Annotated in this window: 31 protein-coding genes; all 31 read right to left on the bottom strand. The window is 63.3% G+C overall.

Annotated features, from left to right (window positions below; genetic code table 11):
- The 31 genes from selD to rpsJ all read right to left on the bottom strand — a co-directional run bounded on the left by selD (position 1) and on the right by rpsJ (position 16296).
- Positions 1–1050, bottom strand: coding sequence for a selenide, water dikinase SelD (gene selD, locus DSX2_RS06885; RefSeq protein WP_084486514.1), 1050 nt, complete (start codon positions 1048–1050; stop codon positions 1–3).
- Positions 1047–1964 carry a selenium metabolism-associated LysR family transcriptional regulator gene (locus tag DSX2_RS06880; RefSeq protein WP_052014720.1) on the bottom strand — a complete coding sequence of 306 codons (918 nt, stop codon included), beginning with the start codon at positions 1962–1964 and terminating at the stop codon, positions 1047–1049. The genes selD and DSX2_RS06880 overlap by 4 nt, the downstream gene beginning before the upstream one ends.
- 110 nt (positions 1965–2074) lie before the next feature.
- Positions 2075–2626, bottom strand: coding sequence for a 50S ribosomal protein L17 (gene rplQ / locus DSX2_RS06875; protein ID WP_020880444.1), 552 nt, complete (start codon positions 2624–2626; stop codon positions 2075–2077).
- Complete coding sequence (locus DSX2_RS06870) at positions 2616–3656, bottom strand: DNA-directed RNA polymerase subunit alpha (protein ID WP_020880443.1); 1041 nt, start codon at positions 3654–3656, stop codon at positions 2616–2618. The genes rplQ and DSX2_RS06870 overlap by 11 nt, the downstream gene beginning before the upstream one ends.
- Before the next feature lie 9 nt (positions 3657–3665).
- Positions 3666–4292, bottom strand: a complete 627-nt coding sequence (rpsD, locus tag DSX2_RS06865) for a 30S ribosomal protein S4 (protein WP_020880442.1) — start codon at positions 4290–4292, stop codon at positions 3666–3668.
- A gap of 18 nt (positions 4293–4310) precedes the next feature.
- Positions 4311–4700, bottom strand: coding sequence for a 30S ribosomal protein S11 (gene rpsK / locus DSX2_RS06860; RefSeq protein WP_020880441.1), 390 nt, complete (start codon positions 4698–4700; stop codon positions 4311–4313).
- 52 nt (positions 4701–4752) lie between these two features.
- Positions 4753–5130, bottom strand: coding sequence for a 30S ribosomal protein S13 (gene rpsM, locus DSX2_RS06855; protein WP_020880440.1), 378 nt, complete (start codon positions 5128–5130; stop codon positions 4753–4755).
- Between the two features lie 14 nt (positions 5131–5144).
- Positions 5145–5258 carry a 50S ribosomal protein L36 gene (gene rpmJ, locus DSX2_RS06850; protein ID WP_020880439.1) on the bottom strand — a complete coding sequence of 38 codons (114 nt, stop codon included), beginning with the start codon at positions 5256–5258 and terminating at the stop codon, positions 5145–5147.
- 31 nt (positions 5259–5289) lie between these two features.
- On the bottom strand, positions 5290–6051 hold the full coding sequence (gene map / locus DSX2_RS06845) for a type I methionyl aminopeptidase (protein ID WP_020880438.1): 762 nt from the start codon (positions 6049–6051) through the stop codon (positions 5290–5292).
- Positions 6052–6053: 2 nt separating this feature from the next.
- The gene (secY, locus tag DSX2_RS06840; RefSeq protein ID WP_020880437.1) at positions 6054–7370 is read right to left on the bottom strand and encodes a preprotein translocase subunit SecY; all 1317 of its coding nucleotides are present in this window, start codon (positions 7368–7370) and stop codon (positions 6054–6056) included.
- Between the two features lie 19 nt (positions 7371–7389).
- A complete protein-coding gene (rplO, locus tag DSX2_RS06835; protein WP_020880436.1) occupies positions 7390–7836 on the bottom strand; it encodes a 50S ribosomal protein L15 in 447 nt (148 codons plus the stop codon).
- A complete protein-coding gene (gene rpmD / locus DSX2_RS06830; protein WP_020880435.1) occupies positions 7836–8003 on the bottom strand; it encodes a 50S ribosomal protein L30 in 168 nt (55 codons plus the stop codon). The genes rplO and rpmD overlap by 1 nt, the downstream gene beginning before the upstream one ends.
- Positions 8004–8015: 12 nt before the next feature.
- A complete protein-coding gene (rpsE, locus tag DSX2_RS06825) occupies positions 8016–8510 on the bottom strand; it encodes a 30S ribosomal protein S5 (RefSeq protein WP_020880434.1) in 495 nt (164 codons plus the stop codon).
- 15 nt (positions 8511–8525) lie between these two features.
- Positions 8526–8885 (bottom strand): 50S ribosomal protein L18, encoded by a 360-nt coding sequence (gene rplR / locus DSX2_RS06820; protein WP_020880433.1) that lies wholly within the window; start codon positions 8883–8885, stop codon positions 8526–8528.
- 34 nt (positions 8886–8919) lie between these two features.
- Positions 8920–9459 carry a 50S ribosomal protein L6 gene (gene rplF / locus DSX2_RS06815; protein WP_020880432.1) on the bottom strand — a complete coding sequence of 180 codons (540 nt, stop codon included), beginning with the start codon at positions 9457–9459 and terminating at the stop codon, positions 8920–8922.
- Positions 9460–9472: 13 nt separating this feature from the next.
- The gene (gene rpsH, locus DSX2_RS06810; protein ID WP_020880431.1) at positions 9473–9856 is read right to left on the bottom strand and encodes a 30S ribosomal protein S8; all 384 of its coding nucleotides are present in this window, start codon (positions 9854–9856) and stop codon (positions 9473–9475) included.
- A gap of 37 nt (positions 9857–9893) precedes the next feature.
- Positions 9894–10079: a type Z 30S ribosomal protein S14 gene (locus tag DSX2_RS06805; RefSeq protein WP_020880430.1), complete on the bottom strand. Its 186-nt coding sequence runs from the start codon at positions 10077–10079 to the stop codon at positions 9894–9896.
- Positions 10080–10090: 11 nt separating this feature from the next.
- Positions 10091–10630 (bottom strand): 50S ribosomal protein L5, encoded by a 540-nt coding sequence (rplE, locus tag DSX2_RS06800; RefSeq protein ID WP_020880429.1) that lies wholly within the window; start codon positions 10628–10630, stop codon positions 10091–10093.
- 4 nt (positions 10631–10634) lie between these two features.
- A complete protein-coding gene (gene rplX, locus DSX2_RS06795; protein ID WP_020880428.1) occupies positions 10635–10970 on the bottom strand; it encodes a 50S ribosomal protein L24 in 336 nt (111 codons plus the stop codon).
- A 36-nt stretch (positions 10971–11006) separates the two neighbouring features.
- A complete protein-coding gene (rplN, locus tag DSX2_RS06790) occupies positions 11007–11375 on the bottom strand; it encodes a 50S ribosomal protein L14 (RefSeq protein ID WP_020880427.1) in 369 nt (122 codons plus the stop codon).
- A 24-nt stretch (positions 11376–11399) separates the two neighbouring features.
- Positions 11400–11660, bottom strand: coding sequence for a 30S ribosomal protein S17 (rpsQ, locus tag DSX2_RS06785; protein ID WP_020880426.1), 261 nt, complete (start codon positions 11658–11660; stop codon positions 11400–11402).
- Between the two features lie 12 nt (positions 11661–11672).
- A complete protein-coding gene (gene rpmC / locus DSX2_RS06780; protein ID WP_020880425.1) occupies positions 11673–11864 on the bottom strand; it encodes a 50S ribosomal protein L29 in 192 nt (63 codons plus the stop codon).
- Position 11865: 1 nt separating this feature from the next.
- Complete coding sequence (gene rplP / locus DSX2_RS06775; RefSeq protein ID WP_020880424.1) at positions 11866–12279, bottom strand: 50S ribosomal protein L16; 414 nt, start codon at positions 12277–12279, stop codon at positions 11866–11868.
- Positions 12279–12917: a 30S ribosomal protein S3 gene (rpsC, locus tag DSX2_RS06770; protein WP_020880423.1), complete on the bottom strand. Its 639-nt coding sequence runs from the start codon at positions 12915–12917 to the stop codon at positions 12279–12281. Before rpsC ends, rplP begins: the two co-directional genes overlap by 1 nt.
- 9 nt (positions 12918–12926) lie before the next feature.
- Positions 12927–13259 carry a 50S ribosomal protein L22 gene (gene rplV, locus DSX2_RS06765; RefSeq protein ID WP_020880422.1) on the bottom strand — a complete coding sequence of 111 codons (333 nt, stop codon included), beginning with the start codon at positions 13257–13259 and terminating at the stop codon, positions 12927–12929.
- Between the two features lie 16 nt (positions 13260–13275).
- On the bottom strand, positions 13276–13563 hold the full coding sequence (gene rpsS / locus DSX2_RS06760; RefSeq protein WP_020880421.1) for a 30S ribosomal protein S19: 288 nt from the start codon (positions 13561–13563) through the stop codon (positions 13276–13278).
- A 15-nt stretch (positions 13564–13578) separates the two neighbouring features.
- The gene (rplB, locus tag DSX2_RS06755) at positions 13579–14409 is read right to left on the bottom strand and encodes a 50S ribosomal protein L2 (protein ID WP_020880420.1); all 831 of its coding nucleotides are present in this window, start codon (positions 14407–14409) and stop codon (positions 13579–13581) included.
- Positions 14410–14412: 3 nt separating this feature from the next.
- Positions 14413–14703, bottom strand: coding sequence for a 50S ribosomal protein L23 (rplW, locus tag DSX2_RS06750; RefSeq protein ID WP_020880419.1), 291 nt, complete (start codon positions 14701–14703; stop codon positions 14413–14415).
- Positions 14703–15323, bottom strand: coding sequence for a 50S ribosomal protein L4 (gene rplD, locus DSX2_RS06745; RefSeq protein ID WP_020880418.1), 621 nt, complete (start codon positions 15321–15323; stop codon positions 14703–14705). Before rplD ends, rplW begins: the two co-directional genes overlap by 1 nt.
- Before the next feature lie 12 nt (positions 15324–15335).
- Positions 15336–15968, bottom strand: coding sequence for a 50S ribosomal protein L3 (rplC, locus tag DSX2_RS06740; protein WP_020880417.1), 633 nt, complete (start codon positions 15966–15968; stop codon positions 15336–15338).
- Positions 15969–15978: 10 nt separating this feature from the next.
- Entirely contained in the window at positions 15979–16296 is a 318-nt protein-coding gene (gene rpsJ, locus DSX2_RS06735) for a 30S ribosomal protein S10 (protein WP_020880416.1), read from the bottom strand.
- Positions 16297–16327 lie beyond the last annotated feature (31 nt).

The raw sequence follows: 16327 nt of genomic DNA, 5'->3' as shown, positions 1-16327 counted from the left end.
TCAGGAAAGAACGAGACGCGCGGGGAGATCGTCAGTAGGCAGGACCTGGCCGATGACAGCGGCCATCTCGCCTGCCTCGCCGAGCATGGACAGGGCGCGCGGCAGAAGCTCCTCCGGCACGGCCAGGACCAGGCCGCCCGAGGTCTGGGCGTCGAAGACGAGGTCCGCGCGCACGGGCTCTATGCCCTGCTCCACGCGCACGGCCGTGGAACAGAAGCTCCTGTTGGCGTGGCTGCCCATCGGGACGAGGCCCATGGCGGCCAGCTCCAGCGCCTCCTCGAGCATGGGCACCTCCCTGACGAAGAGGCGCACGGCCACGCCCGATGCATGGGCCATCTCGAGGAGATGGCCGCCCAGGCCGAAGCCGGTCACGTCCGTGGCCGCCTTGAGCCCCAGCTCGCGGATGACCCGCCCGCCCGCGGCGTTCAGATGCGCGGCCCAGCGCACGAGCAGCTCCTCGAAACGCGCGCTCCCGCTCCAGCGGGCCTTGAGCCCGGTCGCCAGGATGCCCGTGCCGAGGGGCTTGGTCAGCACCAGGCGGTCGCCCGGGCGAAGCCCCTTGTTCGTGGCCACGCGCTCGGGATCGATGATGCCCGAGACCGACAGGCCGTACTTGATCTCGTCGTCCTCCACGCTGTGTCCGCCCGCGAGCACGGCCCCGGCCTCGAGGATCTTGTCGCGGCCGCCGCGCAGGATGTCGGCCAGCACGTCATGCGGCAGGGTCTTGATCGGGAAGCAGACGATGTTCATGGCGGACAGGGGCTCGCCACCCATGGCGTAGACGTCCGACAGGGCGTTGGCCGCTGCTATCTGGCCGAAGGAATAGGGATCGTCGACGATGGGCGTGAAGAAGTCGAGGGTCTGCACCAGGGCCTTGCCGCCCGGGAAGGCGATGATCGCGGCGTCCTCGTTGCCCGAGGTGCCGACCAGGATGCGCGCGTCAAGAGGCGCGGGACCGAGCATGGCCAGGACTTCCTCCAGATCCCCGGGAGGAATCTTGGCGGCTCAACCAGCGGCCTTGACCTTGTCGACCAGCGTGATGCGGCTCATGAGGCGTCTCCGAGGGTGCCGCGCGCGGCCGTGTCCAGGACGTGGCGGACGAAATAGCGGTAGGCGGGCATCAGGCTGCGCTTGGAGTTGCGCACGAGCCAGAACTGCCTGGCCATGTCCAGTCCGGTCACGGGCACGGAAACGATCTCCCCGCGCTCGAGGAAGGGACGTGCGGCAAGGCGCGAGGTCACGGAGACGCCGAGCCCGAGGCGCACGCACTGGATCACGGCCTCGGTGCTCACGGCCGAGACCGCCACGCGCAGCTCGAACAGCCCGAGCCCCTGGCGCTGCAAGGCGATCTCGAGCGCCTTGCGCGTGCCCGAGCCCCGCTCGCGCATGATCCAGGGCCAGGCGCGCAGCTGGTCCAGAGCGGCGGCCTGTCCGTCCTTGGGGGCCAGGGAGGGCGGAGCGATGAGCACCACGTCGTCGTCCATGATCTTGTCGAAGAGCAGGTCGGGATGCTCCACAGCGGCGCCGACGATGCCGCAGATGAGGCGGCCGTCCACCACCTGCTCGATGATCCCTCCTGAATCCGAGACCTCCATGTGCACGGCGACCTCGGGATAGGCCTCGAGGAAGCCCCGCAGAAGCTCGGGCAGGATGTAGTGGGCAGGTATGGTGCTCGCGCCGACGACCAGATCGCCGCCGACCTTGTCCAGGAGGAGCTGGATTTCCGCGCGGGCACTGGTCAGGCTGCGGAAGGCCTCCTTGACGTGGCCGTAGAGGAGCTCCCCCGCCTGCGTGGGCAGCACTGTCCTGCCCATGCGGTCGAAGAGCTTAACGCCGAGCTCCTCCTCCAGAACCGAGATGTGCGAGCTGATGGTCGGCTGGGAGAGAAAAAGTTCCTGACCTGCCTTGGAAAAGCTCGCCAGCTCGTAGACCTTGCAGAACGCTTCGAGTCTCCTGATATCCATAAGCTTGATGGAATACATCAAGATCGCAAATAAGAAAATAGAAAAGGCAGGCCGAAGCCTGCCTTTTTTCTATTTGCCATCCTGACTCGCGCGGAGCCGGGACATGTCAGCTACTCGGCCTTGGGCTCCTCGGCGGGGGCTTCGGACGCCTCGGCGGGAGCCTCGGCGGCAGCGGCCTTCTTCCGGGGAGCGGCCTTCTTCTTGGGCTTCTCCTCGGCGGCAGCTTCAGGAGCTGCCTCGGCCTTGGGGGCCTTCCTGGCGGCGGCCTTCTTGGGGGCAGCCTTCTTGGCCTCGGGCGCAGCCTCGGGAGCGGCGAACTCGATCAGCGCCAGGGGGGCGTTGTCGCCCTTGCGGGGCTCGCCGAGCTTGACGATGCGGGTGAAGCCGCCGGGCACGCCGGTGAACTTGGGACCGATCTCGTCGAAGAGCTTCTGCACCAGCTGGTGGTTCTCCAGGACCTTGTAGGCCTGGCGACGGGCGTGCAGGTCGTTCCTGAGCGCCAGGGTGATGAGGCCGTCGGCCACCTTGCGCAGCTCCTTGGCGCGGATCACGGTGGTGCGGATGCGACCGTGGATCACCAGGGAACGGGCCATGTTCCGGAACATGGCATTGCGGTGGGAGGGCTGCATCCCGAGTTTCTTTCCGGACTTCTTATGCCTCATTGTTCTCTTTCCTCTTCAGCCATTCCTGGAGTTTTTCCTCGAAATTGTCGATCTTGACCCCGAATTCCAGGCCCATGTTGTCCAGGACGCGGCGGATCTCCTCCAGCGACTTGCGGCCGAAGTTCTTGGTCTTCAGCATCTCGTTCTCACCGCGCTGCACCAGTTCGCCCACGTAGCGGATGTTGGCGCTCTTCAGGCAGTTGGTGGCGCGCACGGAGAGTTCGAGCTCGTCGATGGACTTGAAGAGGTTCTCGTTCTCCTCGCCCGAGCCCGCGTGGCCCGAACGCTCGTCCTCGCTGGTCTGCTCGTCGAAGTTGATGAAGATCGAGAGCTGGTCCTTGAGGATCTTCGCGCTGTAGGCGATGGCGTCCTCGGGGCTCACGGAACCGTCGGTCCAGACCTCGAGGATGAGCTTGTCGTAGTTGGTCATCTGACCGACACGGGCCTGCTCCACCGCGTAGGCCACCTTCTTCACGGGGGAGAAGCTGGCGTCCAGGGCGATCAGGCCGATCTCCTGGGTCTGATCGTGCATCTCGGCCGGAACGTAGCCCTTGCCCATCTGCACCTCGAGCGTGACCTTGAACTCCACGTCGTCGGACAGGGTTGCGATGTGCTGGTCCGGGTTCAGGACACGCACGTTGTGCGTCTCCTTGATCGCGGAGGCAGTCACCTGGCCCTTCTTGTTGGCGTGCAGGACGAGGGTCTGCGGCTCCTCGGTGGCCATGGCCAGGCGGACCATCTTGAGGTTCAGCACGATGTCAGTGACATCCTCGATCACGCCGGGGATGGTCGTGAACTCGTGCTGCACGCCCTCGATGCGGGCGGAGACGATGGCGGCGCCCTGAAGGGACGACAGCAGCACGCGGCGCAGCGCGTTGCCGATGGTGGTGCCAAAGCCCCGCTCCAGCGGCTCGCACACGAACTTGCCGTAGGTGTTGCCCGACTTGGTATCCTTGACCAGCTGTTCGGGCTTGACCAGTTCGGACCAGTTCCGGGTGTTGATAAGCTTGTCGCCTTGCTGGATGAGCATGGTGTCCCCTTACTTGGAGTACAACTCGACGATGAGCTGTTCGTTGATGGGGTGCTGGATGTCCTCGCGGCGCGGCGAAGCCTTCACAGTGCCCTTGAAGTTCTCGCCATCGACCTCGAGCCACTCGGGGCAGCCGCGGCGGGCGATGACCTGCTGGGCCTCCTGAATGACGGGGACCTTGCGGGACTCCTCGCGCACGAGAAGGACGTCGCCGGGCTTCACCTGCATGGACGGGATGTTCACGCGACGGTTGTTGAGCGTGAAGATGCCGTGACGCACCAGCTGGCGGGCCTGGTCGCGCGAGTTTGCAAAGCCCATGCGGAAGACAACGTTGTCCAGCCGCTGCTCGAGCAGGGCCAGCAGGTTGTGACCGGTGACGCCCTTCTGGCGGTCGGCCTCCTGGAAATACAGGCGGAACTGGTGCTCCAGCACGCCATACATGCGGCGGACCTTCTGCTTCTCACGCAGCATGACGGCGTAGTCGCTCATCTTGCCGCGGCCACGGCCGTGCTGGCCGGGGACGTACGGACGGCGCTCGTAAGCGCACTTGTCAGTGTAGCAGCGGTCGCCCTTCAGAAAGAGCTTGCCACCTTCGCGGCGGCACACCCGGCATTTGGGACCATCATAGCGAGCCAACTCTTAATCCTCCCTCGGTTAAACGCGGCGGCGCTTCGGCGGACGGCAGCCGTTGTGGGGAATGGGCGTCACGTCGCGAATGAAGGTGACCTTGAAGCCAGCGTTGTTGATGGCACGCATGGCCGCTTCACGGCCGGCGCCGGGGCCTTTGACCAGGATGCCGACGGAACGCATACCGTTCTCCTGCGCCTTCTTGGCGGCAGTCTCGGCGGCGATCTGCGCGGCGAAAGGAGTCGACTTGCGCGACCCCTTGAACCCGCTGCCGCCCGAGGACGCCCAGGACACCACGTTGCCCCTCATGTCGGTGAAGGTGATGATGGTGTTGTTGAAGGACGCCTGGATATGGGCGATGCCAGTCGGGATGTTCTTCTTTTCTTTCTTCTTCGTCACACGGCGCGCTTTGGCCATGACCCTACTCCAAAGTCGAAATTATGCGAAACGTCGCGGAAAGCAAAAACGCCTACTTGCCTTTCTTCTTGCGCCCGACAACGCTCGGACGCGGTCCCTTGCGGGTGCGGGCGTTGGCGTGCGTGCTCTGGCCGCGCACGGGAAGACCCTTGCGATGGCGCAGGCCACGATAGCAGCCGATTTCCATCAGCCGCTTGATATTCCCGGTCACGTCGCGGCGAAGATCGCCCTCGACCTTGTGCGTGGTCTCGATCTCCTTGCGGAGAATGTTGACCTCGTCGTTGGTCAGGTCATCGGCGTTCTTGTTCCACTCGACGCCGGTGGCGTCACAGATCTTGAGCGCGGTGGTGCGACCGATACCGAAAATGTAGGTCAAAGCGATGTCCAACCGCTTGTTCCTGGGCAGTTCGACTCCTGCGATACGAGCCACGTGAGCTACCTCTCTTAACCCTGGCGCTGCTTGTGCCTGGGGTTTTCGCAAATGACGCGCAGCACGCCCTTGCGTTTGATGATCTTGCACTTGGGGCAAATCTTTTTGACCGACGGCCTCACCTTCATGACCTTGTCTCCCTGTCGTCTTGTGCCCGCATCACAGGCTCAATATCTCAGGACCTTCTCCCGTCACCACGACGGTATGCTCGAAATGAGCCGACAAACTTCCATCCCTGGTGACAGCGGTCCAATTGTCGTCCAGTACCTTCACCTCGGGCGAGCCGACAGTGACCATCGGCTCTATTGCCAGAACCATCCCGGCCTTCAGCGGCAAGGACGGCGAGCGCGACGGCACGAAGTTCGGAACCTCGGGCTTCTCGTGCAGACTCCTTCCTATGCCGTGGCCGACAAAACGCCGTACGACACTGAATCCCCTGCCCTCCACGTATTCCTGGACGGCGCGGGAGATGTCGTACAGCTCGTTGCCTGGCCTCGCCTGCTCGATCCCCCGGTAAAGCGATTCCCGGGTGATTTCGAGAAGGGCGTTAGCTGTAGCCGAAACTTCGCCCACTGTAAAGGTCCTGGCGGAATCGCCGTAGAACCCTTCGTAGACCACGCCCATGTCGACGCTCACGATGTCTCCTTCGACGAGCGTCCGCTGGGACGGGAAGCCGTGGACGACCTCCTCGTTCACCGAGCAGCACAGGGCGTAGGGAAAGCCGTGGTATCCCTGGAAGGCGGGTTTGACCCCGAACTCACGGCATTTCTCCTGGGCGATATCTTCAAAGAACATCGTCGTGATCCCCGGACGGACCGCCTGTTCGAGCGCGTCCAGGATGCGGGCCACGATACGGTTGGCCTCGCGCATAAGCCCGATTTCAGCGGCGTTCTTAATAAAGATGCCGCGGAACTTCTTCACTACTAGCGCCTGCCCTTGACCCTTCCGGCCTTGTCCATCAGACCCTGATACTGGCGCGAAATGAGGTGCGATTCAAGCTGGCCCATGAAATCCATGGCCACGCCGACGACGATCAGAAGCGACGTGCCGCCGAAATAGAAAGGCACCTTGAACTGCGTGATGAAGATCATCGGCAGGACGCAGATCACGGAGATGTACAGGGCGCCCCACAGGGTGATGCGCGCCAGCACGCGGTCGATGTATTCCTTGGTCTTCGCCCCGGGCCGGATACCGGGAATGAAGCCGCCGCCCTTCTTCAGATTGTCCGCGATCTGGCTCGGATCGAAGATGATCGCGGTGTAGAAGTAGCAGAAGAAGACGATGAGGCCCACGAAGACGACGTTGTACAGGACCGACGAGGGCGTGAACCAGGTGGCGGCCTGCTGCAGCCACTTCACGCCGGAGAACTGGGCGATGGTGCCCGGGAACATCAGGATCGAGGAGGCGAAGATCGGCGGAATGACGCCCGCGGTGTTCACGCGCAGCGGCAGGTGCGAGGACTGGCCGCCGTACATCTTCCGCCCCATCTGCCGTTTGGCGTACTGGATGGGTATGCGCCGCTGGCCGCGCTCGATGAAGACGATGATCACCAACACGCCGAGCATGATCGCGCCGAGGATGAGCGCCACGAAGAGGCTCAGCTCGCCAGCGGACAGGAGGCGGAAGGAGTTCGTCAACGCACGGGGCAGCGAGGCGACGATACCCGCGAAGATGATGAGCGAAATGCCGTTGCCGAGTCCCTTTTCCGTAATCTGCTCGCCGATCCACATGATCAGGATCGTGCCTGCGGTCAGGGTCAGGACCGTGGTGAAGCGGAAGGCCCATCCGGGAGCAAGGACCACGGGCATACCCGTGGGGCTGGTCATGCTCTCCAGGCCGATGGCGATGCCCATGCCCTGGACCAGGGTGATGAGCACGGTGCCGTAACGGGTGTACTGTGTGATCTTCTTCTGCCCCTGGGCCCCGTCTTCCTTCTGCATGCGCGCCAGTTCGGGACTGACCACGCCGAGCAGCTGGATGATGATGGAGGCCGAGATGTAGGGCATGATGCCCAGGGCGAAGATGGAGATCCGCGACAGACCGCCGCCGGAGAACATGTCAAAGAGCCCGAAGAGCGTGTTGCTGGCGCTCTTGAAGAACTCCGACAGGGCGGCGGTATCCACCCCGGGAACCGGGATGTGGATACCGACCCTGTAGAAGGCCAGGAGCGCGAAGGTCCAAAACAGCTTCCTGCGCAGCTCCGGCAGCTTGCCGATATTCTCGACTCCGAGAGAGGCCATGTACCTTCCCTGTCCTGGTTTAGGCTTCCAGGGCCTTGGCCGTTCCGCCGGCCTTCTCGATCTTTTCCTTGGCGCTGCCGCTGAAGCGATGAGCCTCGATGGTCACCGCAGCGGAGAGCTCGCCACGTCCGAGCACCTTCACGGGAAGGCGTTCGGCGCAAAGCCCCTTCTCGTAGATCGCCTCGACCGTGATCTCGCTCACGCCCTCGAAGGCCGCGAGCAGGGTGTCGAGGTTGACCGGCGCGTACTCGACGCGGGTCAGGTTCTTGAAGCCGCGCTTGGGCAGGCGGCGCTGCAGGGGCATCTGGCCGCCTTCGAAGCCGGCCTTCTTGCCGCCGCCGGAGCGGGCGCGCTGGCCCTTGTGGCCCTTGCCGGAAGTCTTGCCCAGGCCGGACCCCTTGCCGCGGCCGACGCGCTTCCTGGTCTGACGTTCCTCGGGGAACGGATACAGTTCGTGCAGCTGCATTAGTCCACAACCTCCACCAGGTGCTCCACCTGCTTCACCATGCCGCGAACGGCATCATTGTCCGGCATTTCCTTGACCTGACGGATCTTGCGCAGGCCCAGGGCCTCGAGCACCTTCCGCTGCTTGGGCGTGGCGCCGATTGTGCTGCGCTTCTTCATGATCTTCATGACTCGGCTCCCTTACTTCCGCGGGGTGGACAGCGCCTTGCCGCGGATGTCGGACACCACGTCGGCGCTCGTGATCTCGGCCAGGCCGGCCATGGTGGCCTTGAGCACGTTATGGGGATTGTTGGTCCCGATGGCCTTGGTCAGGATGTCGTGCACGCCGGCGGCTTCCATGATCGCACGCACCGGGCCGCCGGCGATGATGCCGGTACCCTTGCTGGCGGGCTTGAGCAGCACCGTGGCGGCGCCGAAGATGCCGAGGATCTCGTACGGCAGGGTGCCGTCGATCAGAGGAACCTCGATCATCTCCTTCTTGGCGCGGTCAGAGGCCTTGCGAATGGCCTCGGGCACCTCGTTGGCCTTGCCCAGTCCGACGCCCACGTGCCCGTTGCCGTCACCGACGACGACCAGGGCGCTGAAGCTGAACCGACGACCGCCCTTGACGACCTTGGCGACGCGGTTGAGATAGACGATCTTTTCAATGTGTCCGGTATCGTTGGTCTCGGCCATGACGGCTTCCACTCCTTAGAATTTCAGTCCGGCTTCACGAGCGCCATCGGCCAGCGCTTTGATGCGGCCGTGGTACTTGTAGCCGTTACGATCGAAGACAACGGCCTCGATGTTCATGGCCTTGGCCTTCTCGGCCACATCCTTGCCGACGCTCGTGGCGCCGTCCTTGTCCAGCTTCAGCGTGGAACCGCCCTTGTTCAGGGACAGGGTGGACGAGGAGACGAGGGTCTTGCCGGTCTCGTCGTTCACCAGCTGGGCGTAGATGTGCTTGTTGGAGCGGAAGACCACCAGGCGCGGGCAGCCCACCGAACCGGAGATCTTCTTACGGATCCGGAACTTGCGGCGCTTGCGCCGTTCTTCCTTGGTCAGCTTCATGGCGTTGTTCCTTTCTCAGGCATTACGGCGGCTGTTACTTCTTGCCGCCGGACTTGCCGGCCTTGCGGCGGATATGCTCATTCGCGTACTTGATGCCCTTGCCCTTGAAGGGCTCGGGCGGACGCACGCGGCGAATCTGAGCAGCCACCTCGCCGACCAGTTGCTTGTCGATGCCCATGATGGTCAGCTTGTTGCCCTCGGCCTTGGCTTCAATACCGGCAGGCAGGGGGAAGTTGACCGGATGGGAATAGCCCACGGAGAGCACCACGCTCTTGCCCTGGACCTGAAGCTTGTAGCCCACGCCCACGACCTCGAGCTCCTTCTGGTAGCCCTTGGTCACACCCTCGACGCAGTTGGCCAGCAGGGTGCGGCGCAGACCGTGCTGCTCGCGGGCGGCACGGGATTCGTCAACACGGGTGATGTTGACCTGATTGCCCTCGACCGCGTACGCGACCTTCGCGTGCCGGGGGGTCGTGAGGGCGCCCTTGGGGCCCTTCACCTCGACGACCTCGTCGCCGACCTTGACTTCGACTCCGCTGGGGAGCTCGATATGCTTCTTGCCGATTCGGGACATGGCTCGATTCCTCTTACCAGATTTCGCAGAGCAGCTCGCCGCCGACCTTCTCGGTGGCGGCCCTGTTGCCTTCCAGAATGCCCCGGGAGGTCGACAGGACACAGATGCCCAGGCCGTTGCGGACGCGGGGGATGTCACCCACGCCGACGTAGACACGACGGCCGGGGGTGCTGATCTTCTTGGCGCCGTTGATGACCGGCTTGCCGCCCGCATATTTCAGGGTGATGACCATATCGCGCTCGCCCACTTCGTAGTCGGCGATGAAGCCTTCTTCCTTCAGGATGCGCGCGAGGTCGGCCTTCATCTTGGAAACCGGCACGTTGACGTGGGCGTGGAGGCCCTGATGCGCGTTGCGCAGGCGGGCCAGCATGTCGGCCACGGGATCACAGACAGCCATTGCTCATTCTCCTCGATCGTTCCTGGTACCTTGCGGACTACCAGCTCGACTTACGCACGCCAGGCAACTCGCCGCGCAGGGCCTTGTTCCTGAAGCAGATACGGCAGATGCCGTAGCGGCGCAGGTAGGCGCGAGAGCGACCACAGATCGGACAGCGGTTGTACGCGCGGGCCGAAAACTTGGGCTTGCGACGCGCCTTGACCATGAGAGAGGTGCGGGCCATTGCGTAACTCCTTATTTCCTGTAGGGCATGCCGAGCAGGGACAGGAGCTGCTTGGACTCCTTGTCGCTGGTCGCGGACGTGACGATAGTGATGTTCATGCCCTTCACACGCTCCACCTGATCGACGTTGATCTCGGGGAAAATCGTGTGCTCACGCACGCCCAGGGTGAAATTGCCCCGGCCGTCGAAGCCCTTGTCCGGAACGCCGCGGAAGTCGCGAACGCGGGGCAGGGAGAAGTTGATGAGCTTCTCCAGAAAATCCCACATGCGATCCCCGCGCAGCGTCACGCGGCAGCCGATGGGCTGACCTTCGCGAAGCTTGAAGGAGGCGATGGACTTCTTGGCCTTGGTGACCACGGCCTTCTGGCCCGAGATGCGGGTCAGCTCGTCCACAGCCTCTTCGATGAGCTTGTGGTTCTGGCTCGCCTCGCCCAGGCCGATGTTGAGATGGACCGAGCGGATCCTGGGGATCTGCATGGTCGACTTGTACCCGAACTCCTTGGTCAGCTCGGGAACGACCTTTTCCTTGTACATTTCTTCCAAGCGCGTCATCGTACTAACCCGCCTTGATGATCTCGTTGCACTTCTTGCAGAAGCGCACCTTGGTTCCGTCTTCGGTGTAGCGGTATCCGACGCGGGTGGCTTTGGCGCAGGCGTCGCAGACCACGGCCACATTGGAAATGTGGATCGGGGCCTCCTTTTCGACTATGCCGCCGGCCTGGCCGCTGTAGGGATTGCCGCGGGTGTGCCGCTTGACCACGTTCACCTTCTCGACGATGACGCAGTCCCTCTTTTTGAGGACCTTCAGCACTTTCCCGACCTTGCCCTTGTCCTTGCCGGCAAGGACTTCGACCTTGTCGTCCTTGCGGACACGATAGTTCTTGGCTTCCATGGCTTTCCTCGCGCTTCCTTCTTCGGGTCCCAGAGCTTACAGGACCTCGGGGGCCAGGGAAACGATCTTCATGAAGTTCTTTGCACGAAGCTCTCTGGCCACCGGCCCGAAGATGCGGGTGCCGACGGGCTCGTACTGCTTGGACAAAATGACGGCGGAGTTGTTGTCGAACTTGATGAAGGTGCCGTCAGGACGACCGATCTCCTTCGTAGTCCGAACCACCACCGCGAACATGACGTCGCCCTTCTTCACCTTGGCGTGGGGCATGGCGTCCTTGACCGAAACCACGATGATGTCACCGACGCTGGCGTACCGACGATGGGAGCCACCGAGCACCTTGATGCACATGACTTCCTTGGCGCCGGAATTGTCCGCAACGTCGAGTCGGGTCTGAACCTGGATCATTGCCGTTTTCCTTATTGCAAAAGCTTAGACAGCTTTTTCGACGATCTTCAGAAGCTGCCACCGCTTGCGGGCGGACAGGGGCCGCGACTCGACGATCTGGACCTTGTCGCCGATTCCGCACTCGTTCTGGGGATCGTGCGCCATGAACTTGTTGCGGCGACGGATGTACTTGCCCAGCAGCGGGTGCTTGACCAGGGTCTCGACGCGCACGACAATGGTCTTGTCGTTCTTGTCGCTGACCACCTCGCCGACGAGCACGCGCTTGCTGCTATTGTTCTCGCTCACGAGCTTTCTCTCCTACGCCTTGGGCTTTTCGTTCTTCACGGTCAGGATGCGGGCGATGCTCTGCTTCACGGCCTTCAGGCGCTGCGTGTTCTCGAGCTGCGCGGTGGAGTGCTGGAAGCGGAGGTTGAAGAGCTCCTGACGGAGTTCGTTCAGCTTCGCGTCACGCGCCGCGGAATCGAGTTCGCGAACGGCTTTCATGTCCATGTTAGATCGCCTCCTTGACCACAATGGCGGTCTTCACGGGCAGCTTGTGGGCGGCGCGGGTGAGCGCCTCCTTGGCCACCTCGAGCTCGACGCCGGCGAGCTCGTACATGATCCGGCCGGGCTGCACCGGGGCCACCCAGCCGACCGGCGCGCCCTTGCCCTTGCCCTGACGGACTTCGGCGGGCTTCGCCGTGATCGGATGATCGGGGAAGATGCGGATCCACACCTTGCCGCCGCGCTTGACGTGGCGGGAGATGGCGATACGGGCGGCCTCGATCTGCTGGGCGGTGATCTTGCCGTGCTCGAGGCACTTCAGACCGACCTCGCCGAACGCGACGGAGGTGCCGCGCTGGGCCTGGCCCTTGAGCCGGCCCTTCTGCCGCTTGCGGAATTTCAGTTTCTTGGGAGCAAGCATTACTGTTCCACCTCGTCCAAAATCTCACCCTTAAAGATCCAGACCTTCACGCCGATCACGCCGTAGGTCGTGCGGGCCTCGGCGAAGCCGAAGTCCAGATCCGCGCGCAGGGTCTGCAGCGGCACACGGCCGTCACGATACCACTCGCTGCGGGCGATCTCGGCACCGGCCAGACGACCGGCGCAGGCGACCTTGATGCCTTCGGCGCCGAACTTGCGGGCAATGCCCACGGTGCGCTTCATGGCGCGGCGGAAGGCAACGCGGCGCTCGAGCTGGGTGGCGATGGACTCGGCCACCAGCTGGGCGTCGGTCTCGGGGCGACGGATCTCGATGACCTCGATGGAGAACTCGCGCCCGAACTTCTTGCGCAGATTCTCGCGGATCTTCTCGATCTCGACGCCCTTGCGGCCAATGACGATACCGGGACGGGCCGTGTGGACCACGATGCGGACCTTGCCGCCGGCGCGCTCAAGCTCGATCTTGGCGATGCCGGCGTGGAAGAGTTCCTTCTTCACGTACTTCCGGACCTTGTCGTCCTCGAGCACGAACGCGGGGTAGTCCTTCTTGCTGAACCAGCGGGACTGCCAGTTCTTATTGTAGCCGAGCCTGAACCCGTAGGGATGTACTTTCTGACCCATGACGACCTCTTAGCTCTCGTCCACCACGATGGTGATGTGGCTGGTCCGCTTGAGGATACGGTAGGCGCGGCCCATAGCACGGGGCATGATCCGCTTCCAGGTGGGACCCTCGTTGACAATGACGCTCTTCACATAGAGCGAGTCCACATCCACGCCGGGCAGCTGGCCGGCATTGGCCACGGCGGACTTCAGGACCTTGTTCAGCTCCTGAGCGGCCTTCTTGGGGGTGAAGCGGAGAACGTTCATCGCGTCCTCCACGGGCATCCCCTTGATGTTGTCCGCGACCAGCCTGGTCTTGCGGGGCGAGATTCGCACGTATTTGGCGACGGCCTTGGCTTCCATCGATAATCTCCCTCGGCTACTTCTTGCCCGCGGCCTTGCTCTTCTTGTCGGCCGCGTGGCCGAAGAAGGTGCGCGTCGGCGAGAATTCGCCCAGCTTGTGCCCCACCATGTTCTCGGTCACGAAGACCGGGATGAACTTGCGGCCGTTGTGCACGGCGAAGGTCAGGCCGACCATTTCCGGAACGATGGTGGAACGCCTGGACCACGTTTTGATCACGCGGCGATCCGAGGTCTCGTTGGCCTTCTGCACTTTGTTGATCAGGCTGGTGTCCACGAAGGGACCCTTTTTCAGTGACCTGGGCATGTCCAGTTACTCCTGCTATTTCTCGCCGCGCCGCTTCACGATCAGCTTGGACGAAGGCTTGTTCGGCTTGCGGGTCTTGTAACCCTTGGTCGGCTTACCCCACGGGGTGCAGGGATGACGACCGCCAGAGGACCGGCCCTCGCCGCCACCGAGCGGGTGGTCGACCGGGTTCATGGCCACGCCGCGGACCTTGGGACGCTGTCCCAGCCAGCGGTTGCGGCCGGCCTTGCCCAGGGAGATGTTCTCGTGCTGGATGTTGCCCACCTGACCGATGGTCGCGATGCAGGCAGCGAGCACGTTGCGGATCTCGCCCGAGGGCAGGCGCAGGAGGGCATACTTGCCTTCCTTGGCCACGAGCTGGGCGTAGGTGCCGGCGGCGCGGCAGAACTGGCCGCCGCGGCCGGGCTGCAGCTCGATATTGTGGACCACGGTGCCGGTGGGGATGCGGCCGAGCTGCATCGCGTTGCCGGGCTTGATGTCGGCACCCTCGCCGGAAAGCAGCGCATCGCCGACCTTCAGGCCCACGGGCGCCAGGATGTAGCGCTTCTCGCCGTCGGCATAGTGCAGCAGGGCGATGCGGGCGCTGCGGTTGGGATCGTATTCGATAGCGGCGACCTTGGCCGGGATGCCCAGCTTGTTCCGCTTGAAATCGATGATACGGTAGAGCTTCTTGTGCCCGCCTCCCCGGCGCCGGGAAGTGACGCGGCCGTAGCAGTTACGACCGGCCTTCTTCCGCAGGCCCTTGACCAGGGACTTTTCGGGAGCCGTCTTGGTGACCTCCTCGAACGTGGAGACCATCTGGAAACGGCTGCCCGCGGAGGTGGGCTTCAGCTTGCGCACGGCCATCGCTTACACTCCTTCGAACAATTCGATCTTATCGCCTTCGGCCAGCGTGACGTAGGCTTTCTTGAAGCCGGGGACCTTTCCCGTCACCTTGCCGAACTTGGTGCGGGGCATGGGCTTCCTGCGGACCACGTTGACGCCCGTGACCTTGACCTTGAAGGCGTCTTCGACGGCCTTCCTGATCTCGATCTTGTTCGCCTTGTCGTGGACGTAGAAGATCACCTGCCCGTCCTCTTCCTTCACGAAGGTAGCCTTCTCGGAAATGACCGGCCGGAGGAGAATCTGGGTGTAGTCCATTACTTCAACCTTTCCTCGACGCTTTTGACGGCGTCCGTGAGCATCACCAGCTCCGGGTACGTCAGTACGTCCAAAACGCTCAATTTGTCGGCCTCGAGGACTTTGATGTGAGGCAGGTTCCTGGCCGAAAGAGCGAGATTCTTATCAAGGCCGCCCACAACAATCAAGGCTTTTTTCAAGCCAAGCTTGCCGACCACGTCGGCGAAGAGCTTGGTCTTCACCTCGGGCAGCTCCAGCTTGTCAACCACGGTCAGCTTCTCGCCGATGGCCTTGGAGGTCAGCGCCATCTTCAGCGCCAGGCTCCGGACCTTCTTGTTGACCTTGAAGTCGTAGGAACGGGGCTTGGGGCCGAAGGCCACGCCGCCGCCGCGCCAGACAGGGTTGCGGGTCGAGCCCACGCGGGCGCGACCGGTGCCCTTCTGCTTCCACGGCTTCTTGCCGCCGCCGCTGACCTCGCCCCTGGCCTTGGTGGCGTGCGTTCCGGCGCGCAGAGACGCGCGGTGGGCACGCACCACCAGGTTGAGGATCTCGGGGCGGACGTCCACTCCGAAGACGTCGGAGGCAAGCTCCAGGCTGCCGACTTCGACGTTGTTCTGATCGACTATCTTCACGTTCGCCATTGTCGTACCTGCCTAGTCCTGCTTGCGGATCATCACCAGGCCGCCCTTGGCACCCGGCACCTGGCCCTTGACCAGGATGACGTTTTCCTCAGGAATGACCTCGAAGATCTCGATGTTCTTGACGGTCACGCGGCGATCGCCCATGTGGCCGGGCATCTTCTTGTTCTTGAAGACGCGGCCGGGCTGGGTGCGGTTGCCGATGGAGCCGGGCGAACGGTGCACCTTCTCGGTGCCGTGCGTGTCGCGCAGGCCGCCGAAGTGAAAGCGCTTCATGACGCCCTGGAAGCCCTTGCCCTTGGAGGTACCGGTGACCTTGATCTTCTCGCCGGCGGCGAACATCTCGACGGTCAGGTCCTGGCCGACTTCGTAGCCCTCCAGGTTCTCCACGGGGAACTCCTGCAGGGTGCGGAAGCAGCCCTTGCCGGCCTTGGCCATGTGCCCCTTGAGGGGCTTGGTGACACGCTGCTCGGGGACTTCCTCGAAGCCCACCTGCAGAGCCGTATAACCGTCCTTCTCGTCGTTCTTGATCTGAAGGATGGGACAGGGGCCGGCCTTCACGGCGGTCACGGCGGTGACCGTGCCGTCTTCGGTGAAGACGCGGGTCATGCCGAGCTTGCGGCCCAGAATTCCGAGTTTGGTGGCCATGGCGTCCTCGCTAGAGTTTTATCTCAACGTCCACGCCGGCGGGCAGCGAAAGCTTGCCCAGGGCGTCGACGGTCTGCTGCGTGGGCTCCAGGATGTCGAGGAGGCGCTTGTGGACGCGCTGCTCGAACTGCTCCCGGGACTTCTTGTCGATGTGCACGCTGCGCTGAACGGTCGTCTTGTGGATGTTCGTGGGCAGCGGAATGGGGCCGGCAATGGCGGCTCCCGTGTTGCGCGCGGTATCCACGATCTCCGCCACAGCCTTGTCCAGGATGCGGTAGTCGTACGCCTTCAGCTTGATGCGAATGCGGTCGCTGGTCATGCTCGCCATAACTGTCACCCTACTCCTGGATCTCGGAGAC

Source organism: Desulfovibrio sp. X2, assembly GCF_000422205.1.
Taxonomy (GTDB): Bacteria; Desulfobacterota; Desulfovibrionia; order Desulfovibrionales; family Desulfovibrionaceae; genus Alkalidesulfovibrio.
This window is presented reverse-complemented; position numbering and strand designations above follow the sequence as displayed.

What these genes read in the sequence shown, in the direction of transcription:
- rpsJ (WP_020880416.1), bottom strand. Translation starts at nt 16,296, where the DNA reads ATGGCGAGCATGACCAGCGACCGCATTCGCATCAAGCTGAAGGCGTAC.
- rplR (WP_020880433.1), bottom strand. Translation starts at nt 8,885, where the DNA reads ATGAAGCTGACCAAGGAAGAACGGCGCAAGCGCCGCAAGTTCCGGATC.
- rplE (WP_020880429.1), bottom strand. Translation starts at nt 10,630, where the DNA reads ATGACGCGCTTGGAAGAAATGTACAAGGAAAAGGTCGTTCCCGAGCTG.
- rpmC (WP_020880425.1), bottom strand. Translation starts at nt 11,864, where the DNA reads ATGGACATGAAAGCCGTTCGCGAACTCGATTCCGCGGCGCGTGACGCG.
- rplC (WP_020880417.1), bottom strand. Translation starts at nt 15,968, where the DNA reads ATGGCCACCAAACTCGGAATTCTGGGCCGCAAGCTCGGCATGACCCGC.
- rplP (WP_020880424.1), bottom strand. Translation starts at nt 12,279, where the DNA reads ATGCTTGCTCCCAAGAAACTGAAATTCCGCAAGCGGCAGAAGGGCCGG.
- rplB (WP_020880420.1), bottom strand. Translation starts at nt 14,409, where the DNA reads ATGGCCGTGCGCAAGCTGAAGCCCACCTCCGCGGGCAGCCGTTTCCAG.
- rplO (WP_020880436.1), bottom strand. Translation starts at nt 7,836, where the DNA reads ATGCAGCTGCACGAACTGTATCCGTTCCCCGAGGAACGTCAGACCAGG.
- rplF (WP_020880432.1), bottom strand. Translation starts at nt 9,459, where the DNA reads ATGTCCCGAATCGGCAAGAAGCATATCGAGCTCCCCAGCGGAGTCGAA.
- rplW (WP_020880419.1), bottom strand. Translation starts at nt 14,703, where the DNA reads ATGGACTACACCCAGATTCTCCTCCGGCCGGTCATTTCCGAGAAGGCT.
- DSX2_RS06880 (WP_052014720.1), bottom strand. Translation starts at nt 1,964, where the DNA reads ATGGATATCAGGAGACTCGAAGCGTTCTGCAAGGTCTACGAGCTGGCG.
- rplN (WP_020880427.1), bottom strand. Translation starts at nt 11,375, where the DNA reads ATGATCCAGGTTCAGACCCGACTCGACGTTGCGGACAATTCCGGCGCC.
- rpmD (WP_020880435.1), bottom strand. Translation starts at nt 8,003, where the DNA reads ATGAAGATCATGAAGAAGCGCAGCACAATCGGCGCCACGCCCAAGCAG.
- rpmJ (WP_020880439.1), bottom strand. Translation starts at nt 5,258, where the DNA reads ATGAAGGTGAGGCCGTCGGTCAAAAAGATTTGCCCCAAGTGCAAGATC.
- rpsH (WP_020880431.1), bottom strand. Translation starts at nt 9,856, where the DNA reads ATGGCTGTCTGTGATCCCGTGGCCGACATGCTGGCCCGCCTGCGCAAC.
- rplQ (WP_020880444.1), bottom strand. Translation starts at nt 2,626, where the DNA reads ATGAGGCATAAGAAGTCCGGAAAGAAACTCGGGATGCAGCCCTCCCAC.
- rpsC (WP_020880423.1), bottom strand. Translation starts at nt 12,917, where the DNA reads ATGGGTCAGAAAGTACATCCCTACGGGTTCAGGCTCGGCTACAATAAG.
- rpsE (WP_020880434.1), bottom strand. Translation starts at nt 8,510, where the DNA reads ATGGCCGAGACCAACGATACCGGACACATTGAAAAGATCGTCTATCTC.
- rpsK (WP_020880441.1), bottom strand. Translation starts at nt 4,700, where the DNA reads ATGGCCAAAGCGCGCCGTGTGACGAAGAAGAAAGAAAAGAAGAACATC.
- rplX (WP_020880428.1), bottom strand. Translation starts at nt 10,970, where the DNA reads ATGGAAGCCAAGAACTATCGTGTCCGCAAGGACGACAAGGTCGAAGTC.
- DSX2_RS06805 (WP_020880430.1), bottom strand. Translation starts at nt 10,079, where the DNA reads ATGGCCCGCACCTCTCTCATGGTCAAGGCGCGTCGCAAGCCCAAGTTT.
- secY (WP_020880437.1), bottom strand. Translation starts at nt 7,370, where the DNA reads ATGGCCTCTCTCGGAGTCGAGAATATCGGCAAGCTGCCGGAGCTGCGC.
- rplV (WP_020880422.1), bottom strand. Translation starts at nt 13,259, where the DNA reads ATGGAAGCCAAGGCCGTCGCCAAATACGTGCGAATCTCGCCCCGCAAG.
- rplD (WP_020880418.1), bottom strand. Translation starts at nt 15,323, where the DNA reads ATGGCGAACGTGAAGATAGTCGATCAGAACAACGTCGAAGTCGGCAGC.
- rpsS (WP_020880421.1), bottom strand. Translation starts at nt 13,563, where the DNA reads ATGCCCAGGTCACTGAAAAAGGGTCCCTTCGTGGACACCAGCCTGATC.
- DSX2_RS06870 (WP_020880443.1), bottom strand. Translation starts at nt 3,656, where the DNA reads ATGCTCATCCAGCAAGGCGACAAGCTTATCAACACCCGGAACTGGTCC.